We start from the raw sequence: 18700 nt of genomic DNA, 5'->3' as shown, positions 1-18700 counted from the left end.
ATAGGCCCGCGCCCTTGCTAACGCCGCCCCAGCGCGGCCACGGGGTCGAGCGCGGCCGCGCGCTGCGCCGGCAGCACGCCGAACAGGATGCCGGTGATCAGCGCGGTGGCCAGCGCCGCGAGCACCGCCCAGGTCGGCGGCCAGGCCGGGAAGGCCGGGTAGAGCTGGCGGATCACGAAGGCGCCGAAGTGGCCGACGCCGTAGCCGAGCACCGCGCCGGCCACCGACAGGCGTGGAGTACTCGCCGACCTCGCCGACGATCTTGGCCACCGTGCCGGCAAACGACGCCCGCAGCAGCGTGCGGCTTTGCTCGACGCGGGTGACCTCCACCCGCGCCTGGGCCTGCCGCACGTCGGCCTGCGCGGCGGCACAGCTGCCGCTGCGCGCGTCGGCCTCGCTGCGCGCGGCGTCCTCACGCGCCGGCGCGTGGTTTCCAGCTGCGCCTGCGCCAGCGCCTGCTGCGCCTGCTGGTCGTCGTTCCACAGCTTCATCAGCAGCTGGCCCTTCTTGACGCGGTCACCCTCCTTGACCGCCAGCAGCTCGATGCGGCCGCCGCTGATGGTCGACAGCTTGGTGCGCTGGCAGGCCTCGATGCTGCCGGCGCGCGTATTGGCAACGGTCGATTCGACCCTGCCGCGCGTGACCTCGGCTACCACCACCGCGACCGGCTTGCTGCGGCTGAACCACGACACCGCGGCGATCAGCGCGGCGATCAGTGCCAGCAGCAGCAGGCCGCGGCGCCACCACCCTTGTGAGCGGGAAGGGGGTTCATCGTCGCGGCGATTCTGCCCCCGGGGGCCGGTCAGTCCCTGGCGCCCGCCGCCTCGGTCAAACCCCGCCTGCGGACTTCGAACGCAAGCAGCGGGCCACCTGCGGCACGCCGACATCGCGCGCCGAACACGGGACACCTACCATCGGCCAATTGCGTGGCACACGCCGCGCCGCCGGTGGATATCGCTGCGCTGAGCTCATCGAACCGACTGGAGCCTCGGTCCCAACCCGTCCGTGCAACGAAGTCAGGACCAGTGCCCCAACGGAATCGGCGTGCCGACACCTCGGTCAGATGCGGAGGACCGGGTTCTCAATGACGAAGGCGACGTAGACGAAGCCCTGCCAGGTCGAGACAGAGGTGAAGTCCGCCACCCACAGCTGTTCGGGCGAGCCGCCTTGACCTGCCGGTTCACCCGATCCAGCGGACACGCCGCCTTGGCATCCGGCACGGTGGTGCGCACCGCCTTGCCTCGGCGCGCACCACGCAGCCCGCGCAGCCGCATCAGCCGCTCGACGGTGCAGCGCGCCCACGGCCGTGCCTTCGCGCCGCAACTGGCGCCAGACCTTGTCGGCGCCGTAGACCTGCAGGTTCTGGTCGTACACCCGCTGCACCTGGGGAAGCAGCTGAGCATCGCGTGGGCTCGCTCGGGCAGCAGCGCGGGATCGCGTTGGCCCGCCGCATGACGCCGATACGCCGACGGGGCCGCTTGCTTGGACCTTAACTTCTGTCCCGCACCGACTTGGCTTGCAGTGCGTCCATGCACGCAGCGAACACATCCGTGTCTTCACAGATTCGTGCCCCAGCTCTGGGGCCAACAATATCACCAACAGCCAACCATTGCGTCTCCTTGTCCCCGACTAAAACTGCCCGATCTATCGCACTTGTCTTTATCAAGAGTTCCAGCTCAAACTCTACCCCAGAGCGGCCGGACTTAAATCCTCGAAGATCCATAAGTATGACATCAGAGATCTCCATAAGCGATCCCACGGTCGCTTGCCAATTGGATTGCAAGCAAAAGACTTCATTTACATGGAATCGCCCTTCCCTGTCCGCTCCAAGGAGAAGAGTACCGCCTCTTAAAAACTCCTCATGGCCAGTTCCTGCAAGATACTGGACGACCTTCCGAGCGTCAACGTTAAGCGTCGCCAGATCTGGTCCGCCGATTTCGAGAATCGGCCCAAAATAGCGCCACTGCGTTTGCAAGTTCTCGAGCAAATCTCTTTGCCTTGTGGTGGAAGAGAACACCCGGAGCATGAGTAGTGTTCTTGTTGCAGCCGGTTTAGCGATACGCCCCAATGTCGTCACATATCCGCCGATGATTGCCGCGACCCAAGCCAACCATACCAAGACCAAGTGCCATAACGGCCGCTTCGGTCCATCCGCTGCCAGCACAATCAAGAATGTCGCAAGCGAGACTCCTAGCGCTGCCATAAGTGATATGTCACTAATGATGCCCGCCCGATATGCGCACAAGACAATTTTCGGTACGCGCGTGGCGGCGTAGAATGGAATTGCGATCGCGACCATGGAAGTGCTGACAATCACGGGGCTGACGCCACCTGCTTCGATAGCGTCCAACACATTTGCGCAGGTGCCTGGCGTCAGTGCAAAGAACGTGGCGAACAGGGTCAGCAAGAAGATGAACGCGATACACACCAGGGGCGCCAAGAGAGCCCGGCACTTTCGACTGAATGCTCCCGCGATGAACGCGAATGCCAAGAGCGCTTCAAAAGCGAGATCTCCATCCTTCTCAGACAACGCGAGGAGGAGGACGAAACCAGTTGCGAGAACAACCAGACAAACCGATCCCCGCGTTCCCCGCAAAGGGGTCAAATTGGAGTAGGCCGCGCCTGCGGCCAAGAGTGAGACGGACAACATATCGAGCGTAATAGGGGAACTGTAGAGTCCGGCCGCGATGAGGATTGCTCCACTGATATAGATGAGTAGCGCAACAACAGTGGCGGTCCTGATGCGAGTTTTTCGGCACCTGCTTGCGTTTTGAATCTCCTGGAGTGAAACGCGACAAGTGGCGCTCGCATTGGCGGACAACTGGGGGCGCACTCTTTCTGGCAAGACAAGCTTGGACGCCATTAGGCGTGATACTCGCCGACCGTACGCAGCAGAGACAAGCGGCGCCACCACTACCGCCGCCACTATTGAGAACAGAAGGATGCCCGCAAGCATCTCGCGAGGGACGAGTCCGTCGTATATCTCTACCCCACTCGCAATTTGAACCAAGCACTCGTTAATCATTGCACCCCTCGACTTCTGTTAGCCGTGGCTACATTCAGGGCTCGCCGTCGATGCGATAAGATCCGAGTAGTGCACTTGATGGTCGGCATCCGGGCTGTAGTGTGCCGGCCGGCGCAGGATTGGCCGCGCACAATCCGATTGCAGTCAAGCTCGCATGCTGTCTTGCGCCCTCGCGCAAGCGGCTAGTTCCCCTCACGCAGGGCCAGTGCATACTTGTTGCGGTGCAGCACGTACAGATGCCATCGATTTGCTAGCCAGCCGAAAGCCATCGCCGCCACGATCAACCAAAGGAGTAATAGGGCTCCGTAGACTGTCTTGTCGTCCACCCAGGCAAGCAGATCCATAGCGATCCTCGTAATGAGTGGGTGGCAAAGGCAGACCAAGAAAAACGTTCTGGGCATCCGCCGGTGGAGAGCCCACGCAGAAGGCGCGACGGCGGCAAACCAAGAAAAACCCGTCTCATGAAGGGCACTCGCACCATCTTCACGGACGAATATCGATATGCGACCCATACACTAGTGGTCCGGCTCCAATGAACTTGGATCACGCCGCAGAGGGGATAGGATTCATTCTCGAAGCACTTCCGAATTCGATCAGCGGAGCCCGCGCGCTCGATCTCGACCAACGTGCTGCCGTCGACCGTGATGGCCAAGCGGGCCTGCGTTGAAGTCGGCGTTGCTGAACTGCGCGAACGTCACAGTTGCTGTGTTTGAGGCAGTCCATGGTTGTCCGCTGGGTGGCAGTTCAGTTCACGCGTACGCGCACCGGCGGTGACTCGGCCTGCGCCGCCGGGCTGCCGCCGAGCACAAAGGCCTGCAGCCGGTGGTCGCCCGGCTGGCCCAGCGGCACGCTCATCACGTGGTCGAAGCGGCCGTCTGGCTGCGTTGCCACTCGCTCGACGGCGGTCTTGCCGTTTGGGTCGATGACGTGGATGGCGACGGGCACACCTCCCATGGCAGGCGTCACCCGGCCCAGCACGCCCAGCTTCTCGCCACTGCGCGCTTCCTTCTGGCGCGGTTCGGCTTGCACGACCACCTGCCGCACGGCCTTGACGAAGGCGGTGACCCCGCCCACCGGAATGATGCGGTCGAAGGGCCGCCCGACCCAGCCTTCGAGGCTGATCATGGCCTTGGGCGGGCCCTGGTCCTTCGGCCGGTCCTGCATCCACTCGGGTACGCGGTCGGTCCACATCACCGCATGGATGCGCTTCTCGCCCTTGGGCGGCAGCCACACCGCGCCATGGTCGAAGGCGACGAACCAGTCGCGCGGCACGCCGCGCGCCATCAGCTCCATCGCGATACCCTGGTCGTATGGGTTGCGTGCCAGCACGTCCAGCTCCACCGCACGGTAGGGGCTGGCGCCTTCGGCCTCGAAGTCACTGAAGTTCTCCTGCGCCTCGTTGTTGTCGAAGCTGACCTCGCCGTTCATCCGTTCGATCAGCACCTTCACACAGGTGTGTTCGCCCACGCTGGGGCGCCACTTGCGCGCGGCCTCGACCACGCGCGTCTCGCCCGGATTCAGCCTGCCCACCACCACGGTGTCGAAGGGCGTCCAGGTGCCGTTATCGCCCACGCCGGGCGGCGTGTTGACGTAGAAAGTCACGCGCACGTCGTCCGGCGTCTGCACCACGCCCTGGTTGCTGATGCGCGCGAACAGTGTGTTGTCGTGGCCTACCCAGGGCGGGTCGCCGTTGCCGATGGGCTTGGTCTCGTCGCCGGGCTCATGGTTCTGGAACAGCATGCGCGGCGGCGAGGTCTCGTCGTTCTTGACGCTGTTGGCCCAGATGTCCTCCGTCTCCCACGGTGGCGATGCCCACGGCGTGATGCGCAGGTCGAACTGGCCGTTCGGGTCGGCGGCAGGCAGGTGGCCCCATTCCACCCGCACGCGATAGCGCGCCGGGCGGTCCTGCGTGCGCGACACCACCGAGATGCGGATGGTGCGCGCCGGGTCGGTGAAGACCTCGCCCACGACCATCAGCCGCGGGCTGGGCGAGATCTCCGGTGGCACCAGCGAGATCATCGGCTCGCGGTTGTTGCTCTGGTTGTTGCTCTCCAGCGCCTTGGTGATCAGCACGCCGGCCTGCACGCCGGCCTCGCCGCCGGGCACGCTCTTGTCGAAGGCGAAGTCCTGCGCCGCGCCGGCAGCTGCATCGGGCCGCTGCCGCACCTCGACGAAATAGAACAGCCCGTCGGTCACGCGCAGCCGGATCACCTGCCGCACGCTGTCGCCCGTGGGGTCCTGCGTCTTGCCGTGGGCCACGAGCTCGATGGTCTGGTCCAGGTCGGCGGGCGTGCCCCACTGCAGCTTCAGCACGTTGCCCGAGGCGCCCTGGTCCAGCCAGTCGCCGCGCAGATGCTGGTTGTAGCCGCTGTACAGGGGCAGGCTGTCGTGGAAGCCCATCAGGTCGAAGGCGCCCGCCGGACCGTCGTACAGGTCGCCGCTGGCGAAGAAGTGCGACAGCTCGTGCGCCATGCGCCCGGGCTTGCCGTCCTCGGCCATCCAGGTGCCGCCGCGCGGCGCCGGGAATCCGATGTCGAAAGGCCCCAGTGGCAGCGCCGGGTTGGCCGACTCGGCATGGAAACCGGTACCCACCCAGCAGCACGAGCCGCGCATCCACGGCCCGGCCAGCACCAGGAAGTGGTCGGCGTACTGGTCGAACACAGCCGCACCCAGCGCGGCCTTGGCACCGATCAGCGCCTCGGCGAACGCGAAGTCGGCCTGCTGCAGGAAACCCTGCGAGTCCTGAGCCTGCTTGAGCGCCTGCTTCTTAGCGTCCAGGCGCGCCTGGGCGGCGTCGATGTCGGCCTGGGTGGAGGCCGGGTTGGCCAGCACGGTGTCCAGGTCGGTCTGCGCGCCGGCCACGCTGGTCTGCGCCCGCGTGACGTCGGCGGGGCCCCAAGCGTAGAAGTCCCAGGGCTGGCTCAGCGGCTGCCAGTCGGTGACCAGGAAGTCGCCGCCCAGCTGGCCGTAGGTGGCATCGCTGAAGTAGCGGCTGACGCCGCGCTCGGGGTGCGACACCAGGCGCTGCACGAACTCCTTGGCGTTGGCAAACGGACCCACTTCGGCCGCGGCCCAGCCCGGGATGGCGGCTTCGGGGTCGATGTCGGTCGGCCGGGCCAGCACCACCAGCACCTTCTGGCTGGCACCTTTGGCCTGCATGTCGTAGCGCCGGTCGGGCGGGAAGTCGCGGCCCACCACCAGCTTGGCATCGGCATCACGCTCGGGCGTCGGCCCCAGCGTGTCGCCGCGGCGCTCGAACACGTCGCTGCTGACGATGGTGCGCGCGGGCGTGGTCACCTGCACCGTGCCGCTGACCAGGTCGCGCAGCACCACCACGCGCAGCCGGCTGGCACTGCCCTCGATCACCCGGGCCGCGGCGCCGCCGATGGTGACCTGGTTTTCGTGCCACTGCGGCGAGAACCCGGCCCCGTCGATCTGCACCACCGTGCCGGGAAGGCCAGAGCGCGGGCTAACCTTCGAAATGTACGCACAGCCGGCGAGGCCCGCGCACGCGAGCACCACCAGCAGCCGGCGGGCGAAGCCTTGCCTGGATTGCATCGGGGTGTCCTCCCACGGTTGGCCTTCCATCGTCTATAGGCGATGGCCGTGGGACCACAAGCTGGAAGGGGGGCGCAAGCTCCCCAGATGTGCGGAGGACCGACGACGCCTGGAGGGCCGCCGCCGGAGTAACCTGCGGTTGGAGCAGGGTCGCGGGCCATCCGGAACCGACAACTTTGGAGGTGATCCCTCGTGTCGAAAATCTACGTCTCCCCCACCTACGTCGACTTGCACGAACAATCGCACGGCGACCATCGGCCAGTTGCGGCGAATGCAGCACGCGGTCACCGCGATGGAAGACTACGCGGCACGCGACGAAAGTTCCGCCGTCGCCTCGCACTGTAGCCGGGCCGCCGGCTGGGCACCCGTGGTCGGAGGTAGCGCCCGGCTCATGACTTAACATAATTTCCATTGCCGATGATTTAGTTGGTCACCCGCTACGGGCACGACTGGACGGCAAAGAAGAAGGCGCTGGCCGAGGAGCCTTCCGCGAGCAAGAGCGTCTGCAATGCCGACGCACTTCACAACACATATATTGCATTGATCTGGCAATAACATTCGTTGTACTTCTGTCCAGCGCAAACCGAACATTGCCATTACCAACCGTTGTCACCGGAGCCACCTATGCCGGTCGAACTTCCAAACCTTCCCTACGCCGACGGACTGGCGCGCGCTCGAGATCGCGACGAAGGCCAACGCCGACACGCATCGTGGACGGAGACAACTTGTTCAACCGGGAGCTGCCAAGGCCAGTTTTCCAACGCGTCCAGCGGGCGCGCGGCGCAAGCAACTACGCGAGCCGACCGGGTTGCGGCACCGCTGCCCGCTTGAGTTCTCCATTCGAACCGGAGCAGACCATGTCAGCGCCAAGCAGCGATGCCATTTTTCCTGTGCCCGCGTCGTGGCAGCGTCGAGCCTGGTTCGACAACGCGGCCTACCGCCGCGACTACCAGCGCTCGATGCACGACCCACAGAGGTTCTGGGCCGAACAGGCTGAGCACCTCGACTGGTTCCACCACCCCACCAGGATTCGCGACGTTTCCTACGGCCCGGAGGACATTCACATCCGATGGTTCGAAGACGGCGTGCTCAATGCCAGCGTGAACTGCCTCGACCGGCATCTGCTCGAGCGCGCACGGAAAGCCGCCATCGTATGGGAGGGCGACGATCCGGCCGAGAGCCGCACGCTCAGCTACGCCGAGTTGCACGCCGAGGTCTGCCGCTTGGCCAACGGCCTGAAGTCGCTCGGCATCTGCAAGGGCGACCGGGTGACGGTGTACCTGCCGATGGTGCCGGAGGCGGCGGTGGCGATGCTCGCCTGCGCGCGCATCGGTGCAATGCATTCGGTGGTCTTCGCTGGTTTCTCGGCCGAGTCGCTCGCCGGGCGCATCCGCGACTGCGACGCCAAGCTCCTAATCACCGCCGACGAAGGCATGCGCGGAGGGCGTCGTTTTGCGCTGAAAGCCAACGCCGATGAAGCCTTGAAGCGTTGTCCATCGGTTCAGGCCTGCGTCGTGTTGCGCCGAACCGGTGGCGAGGTCGCTTGGCTCGACGGCCGCGATCGCTGGTACCACGAACTCGTCGACCATCAGGCTTCGAACTGTGAGCCCGAGACGATGAACGCCGAAGACCCGCTGTTCGTCCTCTATACCTCGGGTTCAACCGGCAAGCCCAAAGGTGTGCTGCACACCACCGCTGGCTACCTGCTCGCGGCGTCGCTGACGCACCGCTATGTGCTTGACTACCACGACGAGGATGTGTTCTGGTGCACTGCAGACATCGGCTGGGTCACCGGGCACAGCTACATCGTCTACGGTCCGCTGGCCAACGGCGCCACGACCGTGATGTTCGAAGGCGTGCCGACCTGGCCAGACGCATCGCGCTTCTGGCAGGTGATCGACAAACACCGCGTCAGCATCTTCTACACCGCACCGACGGCGATCCGGGCCTTGATCCGCCAGGGCGATGCCCCGGTGCGAGCTACCAGCCGCAAGTCGCTGCGCCTGCTGGGCTCGGTCGGCGAGCCGATCAACCCCGAGGCCTGGCTGTGGTACTACAACGTCGTCGGCGAGCAGCGCTGCCCGATCGTAGACACCTGGTGGCAGACCGAGACGGGCGCCAGCGTCATCGCCCCTCTGCCGGGCGCCATTGCCACCAAACCCGGTTCGGCGACGCTGCCATTCTTTGGCGTCGAGCCGGTCATCGTCGACGAAGACGGCCGGGTTCTCGAAGGCGAATGCGAGGGGCGCCTGTGCCTGCGCGACGGCGGGCCGGGCATGTTGCGTACGCTCTATCGCGATCACGATCGCTTCGTGCAAACCTATTTCAGCGCCTGTCCAGGCCTGTATTTCACCGGCGATGGCGCGCGGCGCGACAAGGACGGCTACTTCTGGATCACCGGCCGCGTCGATGACGTGATCAACGTCTCCGGACACCGGCTGGGAACGGCCGAAGTCGAGAGCGCGCTGGTCGCGCACCCCGAGGTCGCCGAAGCGGCGGTCGTCGGCTACCCGCATCCGGTCAAGGGCCAAGGCATTTACGCCTACGTCACCCTGAAGGCGAACACCCAGCCGAGCGATGAACTGCGGAATGCGCTCGGGCAATGGGTGCGCAAAGAAATCGGCCCGATTGCCGCGCCCGACCAGATCCAGTGGGCCTCCAGCCTGCCCAAGACGCGCTCCGGGAAGATCATGCGCCGCGTGCTGCGCAAGATTGCCGCCGGCGACACCACCGACCTCGGCGACACCTCGACCCTGGCCGACGCGACGATGGTCGAAAGCCTGATCGACGGTCGGCGCACCATCGCCGCGGTGACGCCGTAGCCGCGCACACCGTCATGCAAAGGCCAAACACCGAACCGCTTGCAGGTCCCGGCGCTGCAAAGCGAATGGCCGCGGGCGGGACGCGCCACGCGGTAGCCGTGAAACGCGCTCGAGAAGCCGCTTCGATCGACGATGGCATGCGTGTCCTCGTCGACCGGCTCTGGCCGCGCGGCCTGACCAAGGAGCAGGTGGCGGCCGACCTGTGGCTGCGCGACGTGGCGCCCAGCGACGCGCTGCGGCGCTGGTACGCCCATGAGCCGAGTCGCTGGGCGGTCTTCGTCCAGAAGTACCGCACCGAGCTCGAACAGCGGCCCGACCTTCTGCGCTTGCTCGACGATCTGCGGCGCAGTGGTCGGCTGACGCTGCTCTACCACGCCAGCGATGCACAGCACAACCAGGCCGTCGTTCCGCACCAGGTGCTCAGCGAGCGGCGCTTTTCCGACCCACGAATCCAGAGGAGTTGAACCATGAAGGTCAGTGACATCATGACGGCGCCCGTCGTCACCATCACCCTCGATACGCCGGTGCACGAGATCGCGGCCCTGCTGCTCAAGCACCACATCAGCGGCGTGCCGGTGGTCGAGAACGGCCGCGTGGTCGGGCTGGTCAACGAGTTCGAGCTACTGCGGCGCCACGAAATCGGCACCGAAAGCAGCGCGCCGGAGAGGTCGTGGTGGACGCAACTCATCGAGCGCGATCCACGGCCGATCGAGTACGTCAAGTCGCACGCGCGGCAAGCGAAGGACTTCATGACCCGGCAGGTGATCACGGTGACCGAAGACACACCCGTGCAGAAGGTCGCGTCGATCTTCGCCGCGCGTTCCGTCCGGCGCGTCGTCGTCTTGCGCGGGCAAGAACTGGTCGGCATCGTCACTCGAGCCAACCTGGTCCAGGCGCTGGCCCTGACGTCACAGGCAAAGCCGTCGCCTCGCGTGCAGAGCGACGAGGCGATCCGCTTGCGCCTGCTCGCGGAACTGGTGGGGCAGCCTTGGTGGCGGCCCAGCCAGTCGACGGCGTTCGTGCGCGAAGGCGTTGTTCACTACCAGGGTCTGATCGAAAACGAGGACGAGCAGCAGGCGGCACGCGTCGCGGCGGAAAACGTGCCCGGCGTGCGTGGCGTCGAAGACACCCGCACGCTGTGGGGCGCTTGGCAGTCGATGTATTGAGTCTTCGCGGTGCGCGAGGTCCTCGCGCGACCGAGCCTTACCCGAACACCTCGTGCAACCCAGGAGTTGAGCGATGAACTCGAAAGACATCATGACAGCACCCGTCGTCACGATCACGCCGGACACCCCGGTGCACGAGATCGCCGAGCTGCTGCTCGAGCGGCGCATCAGCGGCGTCCCGGTGGTCGCCGGCGGCGAGGTTGTCGGCATGGTCAACGAAGGCGACCTCCTGCGCAGGCACGAGATCGGCACCGACAGCGACACACGCGAGCGCTCGTGGTGGGCGCGATTCATCGAGCGCGACCAGATCGCCGCCGACTACGTGAAGTCGCATGCGCGCAAGGCGAAGGACATCATGAGCCGGCAGGTGGCCTCGGTGACGGAGGACGCACCGGCCAGGCACATCGCCTCGATCTTTGAGGCGCGCCACATCAGGCGCATCCCGGTGCTGCGCGACAGGCAGTTGGTCGGCATCGTGACCCGCGCCGATCTGATCCGGGCGCTTGCGCTGGCAATGCGTGATCTCGAAGCGCCGCGTGCGCAGAGCGACGAGGCGATCCGGGTTGGACTGTTGCGCGAACTGGAGCGGCAGCGCTGGTGGCGGCCCGACTGGTCGGCGCTGGACGTGCGCGATGGCGTCGTGCACTACCGCGGCCTGACTCGCAGCGACGCTGAGCGACAGGCTGCACGCGTCGCGGCGGAGAACGTGCCCGGAGTGCGCGGCGTCGAGGACGATCGCATGCCAGGCGTCGCCTGGCAGCCGATGATCTGACGGGCGCCACGGGACGCTGCATCGACGTGTGAAGGATCAACGATGACTATGCTGCCCGCCGACTGTGCTGCCGTGACGGCGGCGCCAGGAACACCACCGGCGAGCGGGCTGGAGAAGTTCCTGCGATTCCTCTCCGTCGTCACGATGCTGATGACGGTGCCGCAGGTTCTTGCCGTCTGGGTCGGCCGTGATGCAGGCGGCGTCTCGCTGCTGTCATGGGGGGCGTATCTGTTCTCCGCCTGTCTGTGGTTCGTGTACGGGTTCCGCAAACGCGACAAGACGATCTACCTGGCCTGCATCGGGTGGATCGTGCTCGACGCGGCGATCGTCATCGGCGTCATCGTCAACCGCTGAGGCGGATCGGCACCAGCACGTGTGCGATCGGGCGACGGGGTAGTCGAAGAACAGATCCTCGCCCGACAGGCCCGCAGTGGCCAGCTTTCGAATCGCGTCGTCGTAGTCGGTGCCGCTGCCGATCGCATGCTCGAAGATCGTCGGGTTCGAGGTCAGCCCGGTCACCGACAGCTCGCGGATGTAGCGCGCCATCGTGCCGCTCGTCAGCAGCTCCCGGGTAATGTTGTCGAGCCAGAGACGCTGCCCCAGGTCGCGGAGCTTTCGGGTGTTAGGGTTCATTGTTTCTCTTGCACTCATTTCAGTCCCTCGCCTGTCTTTTCGACGTGGCCGCCAAACTCGTGCCGCATCGCCGACAGAACCTGGTTGGAGAAGTCGGCTTGGCCGCGCGACGTGAAGCGTTCGTACAGCGCGGCGCTGAGAACATGCACCGGGACAGCTTCGTCGATCGCCGCCTGGATCGTCCAGCGGCCTTCGCCCGAATCGGAGACGCGGCCGCCGTAAGTTGCGAGTTCGGGATCCTGCTGCAAGGCCTGCGCGGTCAGGTCGAGCAGCCAAGAGCCGATCACGCTGCCGCGGCGCCAGACTTCAGTGATCTCGGGAAGGTCCATTTCGTACTGGTAGCACTCGGGGTCGCGCAGCGGTGTGGTCTCGGCATCGTGCTCGTGCGTGCGCTTGCCGACGTTGGCGTTGCGCAGGATGTTCAAGCCCTCGGCGTACGCCGCCATGACGCCGTACTCGATGCCGTTGTGGACCATCTTGACGAAGTGGCCGGCACCGTGTGGGCCGCAGTGCAGGAAGCCTTCTTCGGCGCTGCCGGCACCGGCCTTTCGGCCGGGGGTTCGTGTTGCCGCCGCGACGCCGGGGGCGAGGGCGGAAAAGATCGGCCGCAAGTGCTCGAAGATGTCGTTCTCGCCGCCGATCATCAAGCAGTAGCCGCGCTCGAGGCCGGCGACGCCGCCGCTGGTTCCGACATCGAGATAGTGAATGCCGCGCGCCCGCAACTCGGTGCCGCGCCGAATGTCGTCGCGGTAGTGCGAATTACCGCCATCGATGACGATGTCGCCGGCGTCGAGCAGCGCAGCGAGATCGCCGAGCACCTGGTCCACGCTCGCGGCCGGCAGCATCAGCCAGATCGCGCACGGCTTGGGCATGCGCGAGACCATTTCCTGCAGCGACGCGGCGCCGATGGCGCCGTCTTTCTGCAGACTGGCGACTGCCGCAGCGCGCCTGGCATAGACGACGCACTCATGGCCTCTTCTTAGCAGGCGCCGAACCATGCTCGAGCCCATCCGACCCAATCCAATCATGCCGAGTTGCATTCGACGTCTCCGGTGGTCGGGTCGAGCGCTTGTTTTGCCAACTCGCATCGGCTATGCCGCGCGTGTCGCCCAGGTCGCTGCAAGCAGCAACGCGAAGCCCGCGACCGCGGCGCTGGCGTGGACGACGATGAGCCATTTGGGCAGTGGCAACTGCTTCCAGTGATAGTTCAGGTTCAGGATCGCGCCGCCGCCGGCAGCGGCAAGAAAGAGCGCGAGCGCGACGAGTGCCATGGCCGGCAGCCCGACCGTCGCAGCGGCGTACAGCAGCAAGGTGACTGCGGCGGCAGCCAGGAAACCGTGCAACATGGCCAGCGCTGCGGGCGGCGACCGATTGCCTGCGAATCGGATGCCTGCCATGAGCAGCCCACCCGCTGCTGCGATGGCCAACAAGACTGTCGAAGTAAGAAGAATCGATGCGGGTTCCATGGTGTACTCCATTGCAATGCCACTCGAGGTCCGTCCAAACATGATCGATGCCGACACGCCGCCGTCCGTGCTGTGGTGCACTCACGAGGACGCGCTTTGCGGTTTCGAGCGAGGTTTCGATGTGGCACTGGCGTGCCGTCCGAAGTTCGCAGCGCCAAGTCGGTAACGGGTTAGATGCAGCTGCGACATCGAGCGTTCCCGCACCAGTCCCGGCAGAAACTCGACCATGAACCGGTGTCGTGGTCAACCACTGCCGTCGCCCGCAATCGGTGTGCCCAGAGAGTCGGACGGGTAGGTGATCTCCTGGCCGCACACGCGCGCGAAAGGCGTCAGCCTGTGCGGCTGCAGCCTCGTCGGACTGACGATCTCGCATGTCGCAATGCCATGCACGACGAGCGCGTCGGCGATCAGCGAGCGGTGGCACCGCCACGGCACCGCTTCCGCACACATCAGCGCGAGCCGGTCCCCCCGTGCCAGTTCGATCAGCCGCGCGAGGTTGCCCGCGAAGTCAGCCGTCTGCATGTAGTCGGCATAGCCACGAAACGACAGGTTGCGCCAGCCGGCGTTCGGAGAATCCGGCGTCGTGCGCCGAAAGCCGCCGAGGCCGGGCGCGCGCTCATAGCCGATGCTCGCGGCGGCGAGCGATACGGGCAGCGCGTCGGGGTTGAACTGTGGGTTGTGCCGCGAGCGCGGCACCGTGCGCACGTCGATCAACTGCGTGACGCGATGAACGCGAAGCAGTGCCACGAACGCCTCGATCGGCCGGGTCGAATGGCCGACCGTCAACACGCTGAACGCGCCGCAGTCTTCGCGCAGCGGCGCATCGGGCCCGGCGGCCTCGCGCCGCGCGGCCTTGGCCGGCGTGGACCGTCGCCGCGGCGTTTCAGCCGCCGACGAGCTTGCGGACGCAGCGCCGCAACACAGGCAGGAGGTCATCATCGAACCAGGGATTGGCCTTGAACCAGGCGACGTTGCGCGGCGAAGGGTGCGGCAGCGGGATGAAGCGAGGAGCATGGTCTCGCCAGCCCCGGGTCGTCGCCGTCACCGACGTGTAGCCGGCGCCGCGAAGGAAGTGAGCTTGCGCGTAGCGGCCGACGAGCAGCGTGAGCTCGATCCTCGGCATCTGGGCGAGCAGCCGATCGAGCCACAGCTGCGCGCATTCGCGCCGTGGCGGCAGGTCGCCGCTGGCCCCGCGGCCCGGGTAGCAGTAGCCCATCGGCACGATCGCCACGCAGGCGCTGTCGTAGAAGGTCTCGGCACCGATGCCCATCCAGTCGCGCAGACGCTCGCCGCTGCGGTCGTCCCACGGCACACCGCTCGCGTGGACCTTCGCGCCCGGCGCCTGGCCGACGATGAGGATCCTTGCCGTCGCGCCCGCCTGCAACACCGGGCGCGGGCCGTGCGGCAGATGCGCATCGCACGCGCGGCAGGCCCGCACCGCCTCGAGCAAGCGGTCGAGCGCGGGGTGAACTTCGATGCGCGCGCTCACGGCGATGTCAATCGGCTGCGGTTTCACGATCAGGCTAAATCATCAAGCGATTCCAGTCGCCGTAGCGCTCCCGAATCGGACCGCGGCGGATGCTGAGCAACACCAGTGCAGCGCCCAACGCCACGCTGACGCCGGTCGCCACCATGCTTGCGCCGAACATGAAGGGCACAGCCATCAAGAAGGCTCCGAGTGGAACGTTGAGGTATCGCACCGGCCGCGCGACTTCAGCCGCGGCGATCGAAACGACGGTCAAGACCAGCGAGCCGATCACGTGGTGGGCATTCGCCAGGCTGCCATCGACGCTCAAGGTCATGCGCGTGAACAGCAGCGACAGGCCGATGAGTGCAGCGAGAGCCAGGTTCCACGGCAGGCTGACGCCGCCGCCGAGCATGTGCCTGATCACGGCGCCGGGCGACCGGTCGAACTCGTCTCCGATGGGCTCTGCATTTGCCGGCGTCGGCACTTCGTCGGTTCCGCCGACAAACAGCACGCGCAGCCAGTTCTGGCCGGCCTTCGCGCGACGGCGCAGGAACTGCAGCGCCGCGAGCAGCTCGTCGAGCGAATACGGGATCTGCAACAGCACCGCCGCCGCACCGATCAGCGCAATGGTGCTCCACGTGCCGAGCACGACCGGCTGGATGATGATGAAGAAGATCGAGGTGATGCCGAGCGGCGCGATCATCAGCCCGAACAGCACCACCAGCCACGGCATCGTGCGCCAGCGCATGCGCGAGCCGACGATGCCGGTGAGGATCTCCAGCAGATAGGTGTAGCCGCCGACGGCGGCATCGGAGACCGGCCACGCTCTCGAAACCGACGAGGTGATGATCTCCTCGGTACCGTTCTGTGGATCCAGCGGCGAGCCGGTGAAGAACGGATCCCAGACATCGGGAATATGGCCAAGCTGGTAGGCGGCGAGGTATCGCGACACGTACAGGCCAATGATCGCCAGCACGATGATCGGCAAGCGCTGCGTCCAGCCGGACGGGTTGTAGCTCCAGTCCGGCGGCACCACGGGCCCGGTGACTGCGGCGATCGCCGACGGGCCGGGCTCGGGCTTGGTGCAGACCGCAAGTGCGAAGATCAACGCCCCGACCAGCGTGTCGGAAAGATAGGCTGCCGCGTTCGCGGTCGAGAAAATGAACGGCACGCCCATCACCAGCGCGCCGATACCGGCACACAGCCAACGCGCCCAATGCGCGCGCCACGACAACGCCAGCGCGGCGCAGACGAGGAGCATGGCGCCGAGAACCATCTCGCTCCCGCGCAGCAGCGATTCCTCGACGTTGATCAGCAGCGGCTGCGTGACGAGCCAGGTGGCCAGGCCCATGTTGACGAAGTGCGCCCAGCGGTTGGCGCCGTGTTCGGCCTTGACCTGCGCCTCATGGCGGACGCGCAGTTGCTCAGGGTCATGGCCGAGGTCGTCTGCCCTGCTTATCCAGGTTGGCGGCGTTATGCGATTGGTTTCGTACCAGGCGGCCGGGTCGTTCTTCAAAGCCGCGACGAGCTGCGGCAGTTCGTCTTCCAATCGGTGCCGAGGCTCCCAGCCGAGCAGATCGCGGGCGCGCCGGATGTCCAGCGCGTAGTGGTCGTCTGCCATCGCGACCATGAAGGGTTTGATGAACGGCGCCTCGCCCGCGTCGATGGCGTCGGGGACGACCGGCTCGAGCTTGCCCTGCGCCCACGCCCCTGCGGCGGCGATCGGCTTCGGCACACGCAGCGTCTGCCAGTCCTCCACGCCCTGAATGAGATAGCCGAGCTGATCCTGCAGCGCGTCATAGCCGATCGCGTCGGGCTCGCCGATCAGGATCTCGGTTTCGGGCGGCAGCACATCGCGGCGATCGACGGTACGGCGGAACGCTTCGAGCATGTCGTCGCGGTGAAGCATCGCCTGACCGACCAAGGTGCTGCCCGAGTAGAAGTAGCTCTGGAAATCACGTTCGTAGATGCGTGCCATTTGCCGGGCCATCGTCGGCACCATCGAGTGCTCGTCGTAGACCCCGGCCAGTCGCAGGACGACGTAAGGAATGTGCTTGTGTTCAGCCTTGATTTGCGCTTCGGCGGCCGCCTTCGATTGCGGATAAGCCCATCGCGGATCGATCGGCTGTTGCTCGTCGATCCTCTCGCCGGGACGGCAAGGCGCGTGCACCAGCATCGTGCTCGCATAAATGAACTGTTCGATTTCGAAGTGCTGCAGCCCGCGCAAGAGCCGCCGCGTGCCATCGATATTGACGGTTTGGTAAAGCCGGTTGTCCTCCCCGGTGAAGTCGAAGTACGCGACCAAGTGGATGACGCTGGCGATGCGCGAGCCGAACGAGTCGCGCAACCTGTGCAGTGCCAGCTCGACCGAGGCGTCGGCGCTGAAGTCGGCCTCGAACACCGGGAAGTCGGTGCCCTGTGCCTTGAGGTCGAGCCCGACTATCCGGTAGTCGCGACCGAGCGCCTCGGCGAGCGAACGGCCGAGGTTGCCGGTCGCACCAGTGATGAGGACGATCGGCCTGCGGTCTGAATCCGTCATCGCGGCAATCTCACCGGTAGCCGATGCCCATCACGTAGTCCCGCAGAAGCGACGCTTCGTACTTTTCCTCTGCCATCAGAGCCCGCAGCGCATCGCGCGCATTGACAACGCCCGATGGTCTGGACCCTTCGTCGATGACGGGGACGTGTACGAGGCCGCGCTTCTCCATCATCGACAAGACATCGAGCAGGGAGTCGGTCGGGCGGCAGGAGGTGACATTCCGGGTCATCACGTCAGCGGCGGCGGTCGTGCAGGCGCTCTCCCCGCAACGACCGATCTGCCGGACGACATCTGTCTCAGTGATGACACCCACCATCGTCCCATCGGGATCGCAGACGACGACGAGAGCGATCTGGGTGTCCGAAAGCCGTTTCGCGACATCCACGAGCGACGCGCCGAGGTCTATCGTCTCCAGTCGCGAACGTGCGACGGCATCTATGCTGCTGACAAGCTTCGTATTCGTCATGGCGTCTCTCCGTGAGCCTTTCAATCGATTGCGTGAAGGGCCGTGCCCTTGTGCGCGGCGATGTGCTCGGACTTGTCGCTCTTGATCTCGTATTGCGGCTCGTCCTTGCTGGCATGGTGGGTGTACCCCCTGTAGTGGAAATCTTCTAGGTTCACCTTGATGACCTTGCCGCTCACCTGCCCGGCTTCAGAATTCGATCGGACGTGATCGCCGACCTTGATTGTTTTAGTCATGTTCGGTCACCCCCCGCCGCTCGCGCATCGCGCGACCGACGCGGTCGAGCTCTTCGTCGCTCAACAGCCGCGCCGCCATCGGCAGCAACTCCCGTTCTTCGCGCTCGATGTGCCGCTCGTGAAAACCGACCAGCGCCTCGACATCTTCGGACTCGAGTGAGACGCGCTCGCCGGCGACGACCCGCTCGAGCACCGCACGCACGAGTTGCCAGCGCACTTCGAGCTCGTGGTGCTCGGCCGCAAGGCTTTCGGTCAATTCGCGCAGGCACACGGCATCCGAGCCGGCCATCGATTCGATGAGCGCGGGGAAGAGGTCTTGTTCCTCGTCTGCATGATGATGCCGCGCCGACGTATCGAAGTAGCGCATCACGTTGGCTGCCGCGGTGCGCGCCTCGGCGTCCGCGCCGCGGGTCGTCAAGTGCGGCACAAGGCGCCGCAAGGTCGAACACTGACGTTCGATGCGCGAATGGCACGCCGACAGCATTGCGAGCGGCACCTCGAATCCGGCGGCCGGGGCCGAATGGCCTGGCACATCGACCGTCATGCCTGGCA

The 18700-nt window shown here is 65.8% G+C and carries 17 protein-coding genes and 2 pseudogenes; 5 read left to right on the top strand and 14 right to left on the bottom strand.

The genetic code is table 11. The annotated features are described in order from the left end of the window. Nucleotides 1–17: 17 nt before the first annotated feature. The 5 genes and pseudogenes from HLB44_RS38020 to HLB44_RS30395 form a co-directional block, all read right to left on the bottom strand. Nucleotides 18–692 carry a biotin/lipoyl-binding protein gene (locus HLB44_RS38020; protein ID WP_343051649.1) on the bottom strand — a complete coding sequence of 225 codons (675 nt, stop codon included), beginning with the start codon at nt 690–692 and terminating at the stop codon, nt 18–20. A gap of 388 nt (nt 693–1080) precedes the next feature. Further along, a pseudogene (locus tag HLB44_RS30410) lies at nt 1081–1481 on the bottom strand (IS3 family transposase); the annotation flags it as partial. A gap of 8 nt (nt 1482–1489) precedes the next feature. Further along, entirely contained in the window at nt 1490–2863 is a 1374-nt protein-coding gene (locus tag HLB44_RS30405; RefSeq protein WP_173132247.1) for a hypothetical protein, read from the bottom strand. Nucleotides 2864–3207: 344 nt separating this feature from the next. Further along, nucleotides 3208–3369, bottom strand: coding sequence for a hypothetical protein (locus HLB44_RS30400; RefSeq protein ID WP_173132246.1), 162 nt, complete (start codon nt 3367–3369; stop codon nt 3208–3210). 400 nt (nt 3370–3769) lie between these two features. Further along, nucleotides 3770–6583: an IPT/TIG domain-containing protein gene (locus HLB44_RS30395; protein ID WP_173132244.1), complete on the bottom strand. Its 2814-nt coding sequence runs from the start codon at nt 6581–6583 to the stop codon at nt 3770–3772. 857 nt (nt 6584–7440) lie between these two features. Here HLB44_RS30395 and acs point away from each other — a divergent pair. From acs to HLB44_RS37575, 5 genes are all read left to right on the top strand, one after another. Beyond that, on the top strand, nt 7441–9405 hold the full coding sequence (acs, locus tag HLB44_RS30390) for an acetate--CoA ligase (protein ID WP_173132241.1): 1965 nt from the start codon (nt 7441–7443) through the stop codon (nt 9403–9405). Between the two features lie 98 nt (nt 9406–9503). Beyond that, nucleotides 9504–9869, top strand: a complete 366-nt coding sequence (locus HLB44_RS30385) for a DUF488 domain-containing protein (protein WP_343051648.1) — start codon at nt 9504–9506, stop codon at nt 9867–9869. A 3-nt stretch (nt 9870–9872) separates the two neighbouring features. Then, on the top strand, nt 9873–10571 hold the full coding sequence (locus HLB44_RS30380; protein ID WP_173132234.1) for a CBS domain-containing protein: 699 nt from the start codon (nt 9873–9875) through the stop codon (nt 10569–10571). Between the two features lie 73 nt (nt 10572–10644). Next, nucleotides 10645–11343, top strand: coding sequence for a CBS domain-containing protein (locus HLB44_RS30375; protein WP_173132230.1), 699 nt, complete (start codon nt 10645–10647; stop codon nt 11341–11343). A 42-nt stretch (nt 11344–11385) separates the two neighbouring features. Beyond that, nucleotides 11386–11697, top strand: a complete 312-nt coding sequence (locus HLB44_RS37575; protein WP_246312571.1) for a PQ-loop repeat-containing protein — start codon at nt 11386–11388, stop codon at nt 11695–11697. Between the two features lie 108 nt (nt 11698–11805). On the opposite strand, the pseudogene HLB44_RS37570 reads toward HLB44_RS37575, so the two are convergent. The 9 genes and pseudogenes from HLB44_RS37570 to HLB44_RS30330 form a co-directional block, all read right to left on the bottom strand. Next, a pseudogene (locus HLB44_RS37570) lies at nt 11806–11889 on the bottom strand (hypothetical protein); the annotation flags it as partial. Between the two features lie 101 nt (nt 11890–11990). Beyond that, a complete protein-coding gene (gene gnd / locus HLB44_RS30365; RefSeq protein ID WP_173132224.1) occupies nt 11991–13016 on the bottom strand; it encodes a phosphogluconate dehydrogenase (NAD(+)-dependent, decarboxylating) in 1026 nt (341 codons plus the stop codon). A gap of 51 nt (nt 13017–13067) precedes the next feature. After that, nucleotides 13068–13442 (bottom strand): hypothetical protein, encoded by a 375-nt coding sequence (locus HLB44_RS30360; protein ID WP_173132221.1) that lies wholly within the window; start codon nt 13440–13442, stop codon nt 13068–13070. Between the two features lie 243 nt (nt 13443–13685). Continuing rightward, entirely contained in the window at nt 13686–14378 is a 693-nt protein-coding gene (locus tag HLB44_RS30355; RefSeq protein ID WP_173132218.1) for a DUF488 domain-containing protein, read from the bottom strand. Next, nucleotides 14326–14931: a uracil-DNA glycosylase family protein gene (locus HLB44_RS30350; RefSeq protein ID WP_343051646.1), complete on the bottom strand. Its 606-nt coding sequence runs from the start codon at nt 14929–14931 to the stop codon at nt 14326–14328. The genes HLB44_RS30355 and HLB44_RS30350 overlap by 53 nt, the downstream gene beginning before the upstream one ends. Nucleotides 14932–14965: 34 nt before the next feature. Further along, the gene (locus HLB44_RS30345) at nt 14966–17449 is read right to left on the bottom strand and encodes an NAD-dependent epimerase/dehydratase family protein (RefSeq protein WP_173132215.1); all 2484 of its coding nucleotides are present in this window, start codon (nt 17447–17449) and stop codon (nt 14966–14968) included. Between the two features lie 10 nt (nt 17450–17459). Then, a complete protein-coding gene (locus HLB44_RS30340; RefSeq protein ID WP_173132212.1) occupies nt 17460–17915 on the bottom strand; it encodes a CBS domain-containing protein in 456 nt (151 codons plus the stop codon). Nucleotides 17916–17935: 20 nt separating this feature from the next. Then, nucleotides 17936–18148, bottom strand: a complete 213-nt coding sequence (locus HLB44_RS30335) for a hypervirulence associated TUDOR domain-containing protein (RefSeq protein WP_173132195.1) — start codon at nt 18146–18148, stop codon at nt 17936–17938. Then, nucleotides 18141–18692 carry a hemerythrin domain-containing protein gene (locus tag HLB44_RS30330; protein ID WP_173132573.1) on the bottom strand — a complete coding sequence of 184 codons (552 nt, stop codon included), beginning with the start codon at nt 18690–18692 and terminating at the stop codon, nt 18141–18143. Before HLB44_RS30330 ends, HLB44_RS30335 begins: the two co-directional genes overlap by 8 nt. Nucleotides 18693–18700 lie beyond the last annotated feature (8 nt).

Origin of the sequence: Pseudaquabacterium terrae, assembly GCF_013266755.1 — a bacterium.
In the GTDB taxonomy this organism is placed as follows: domain Bacteria; phylum Pseudomonadota; class Gammaproteobacteria; order Burkholderiales; family Burkholderiaceae_C; genus Pseudaquabacterium; species Pseudaquabacterium terrae.
The sequence above is the reverse complement of the archived record's forward strand: the minus strand, read 5'-3'. Positions and strand labels throughout refer to the sequence as shown.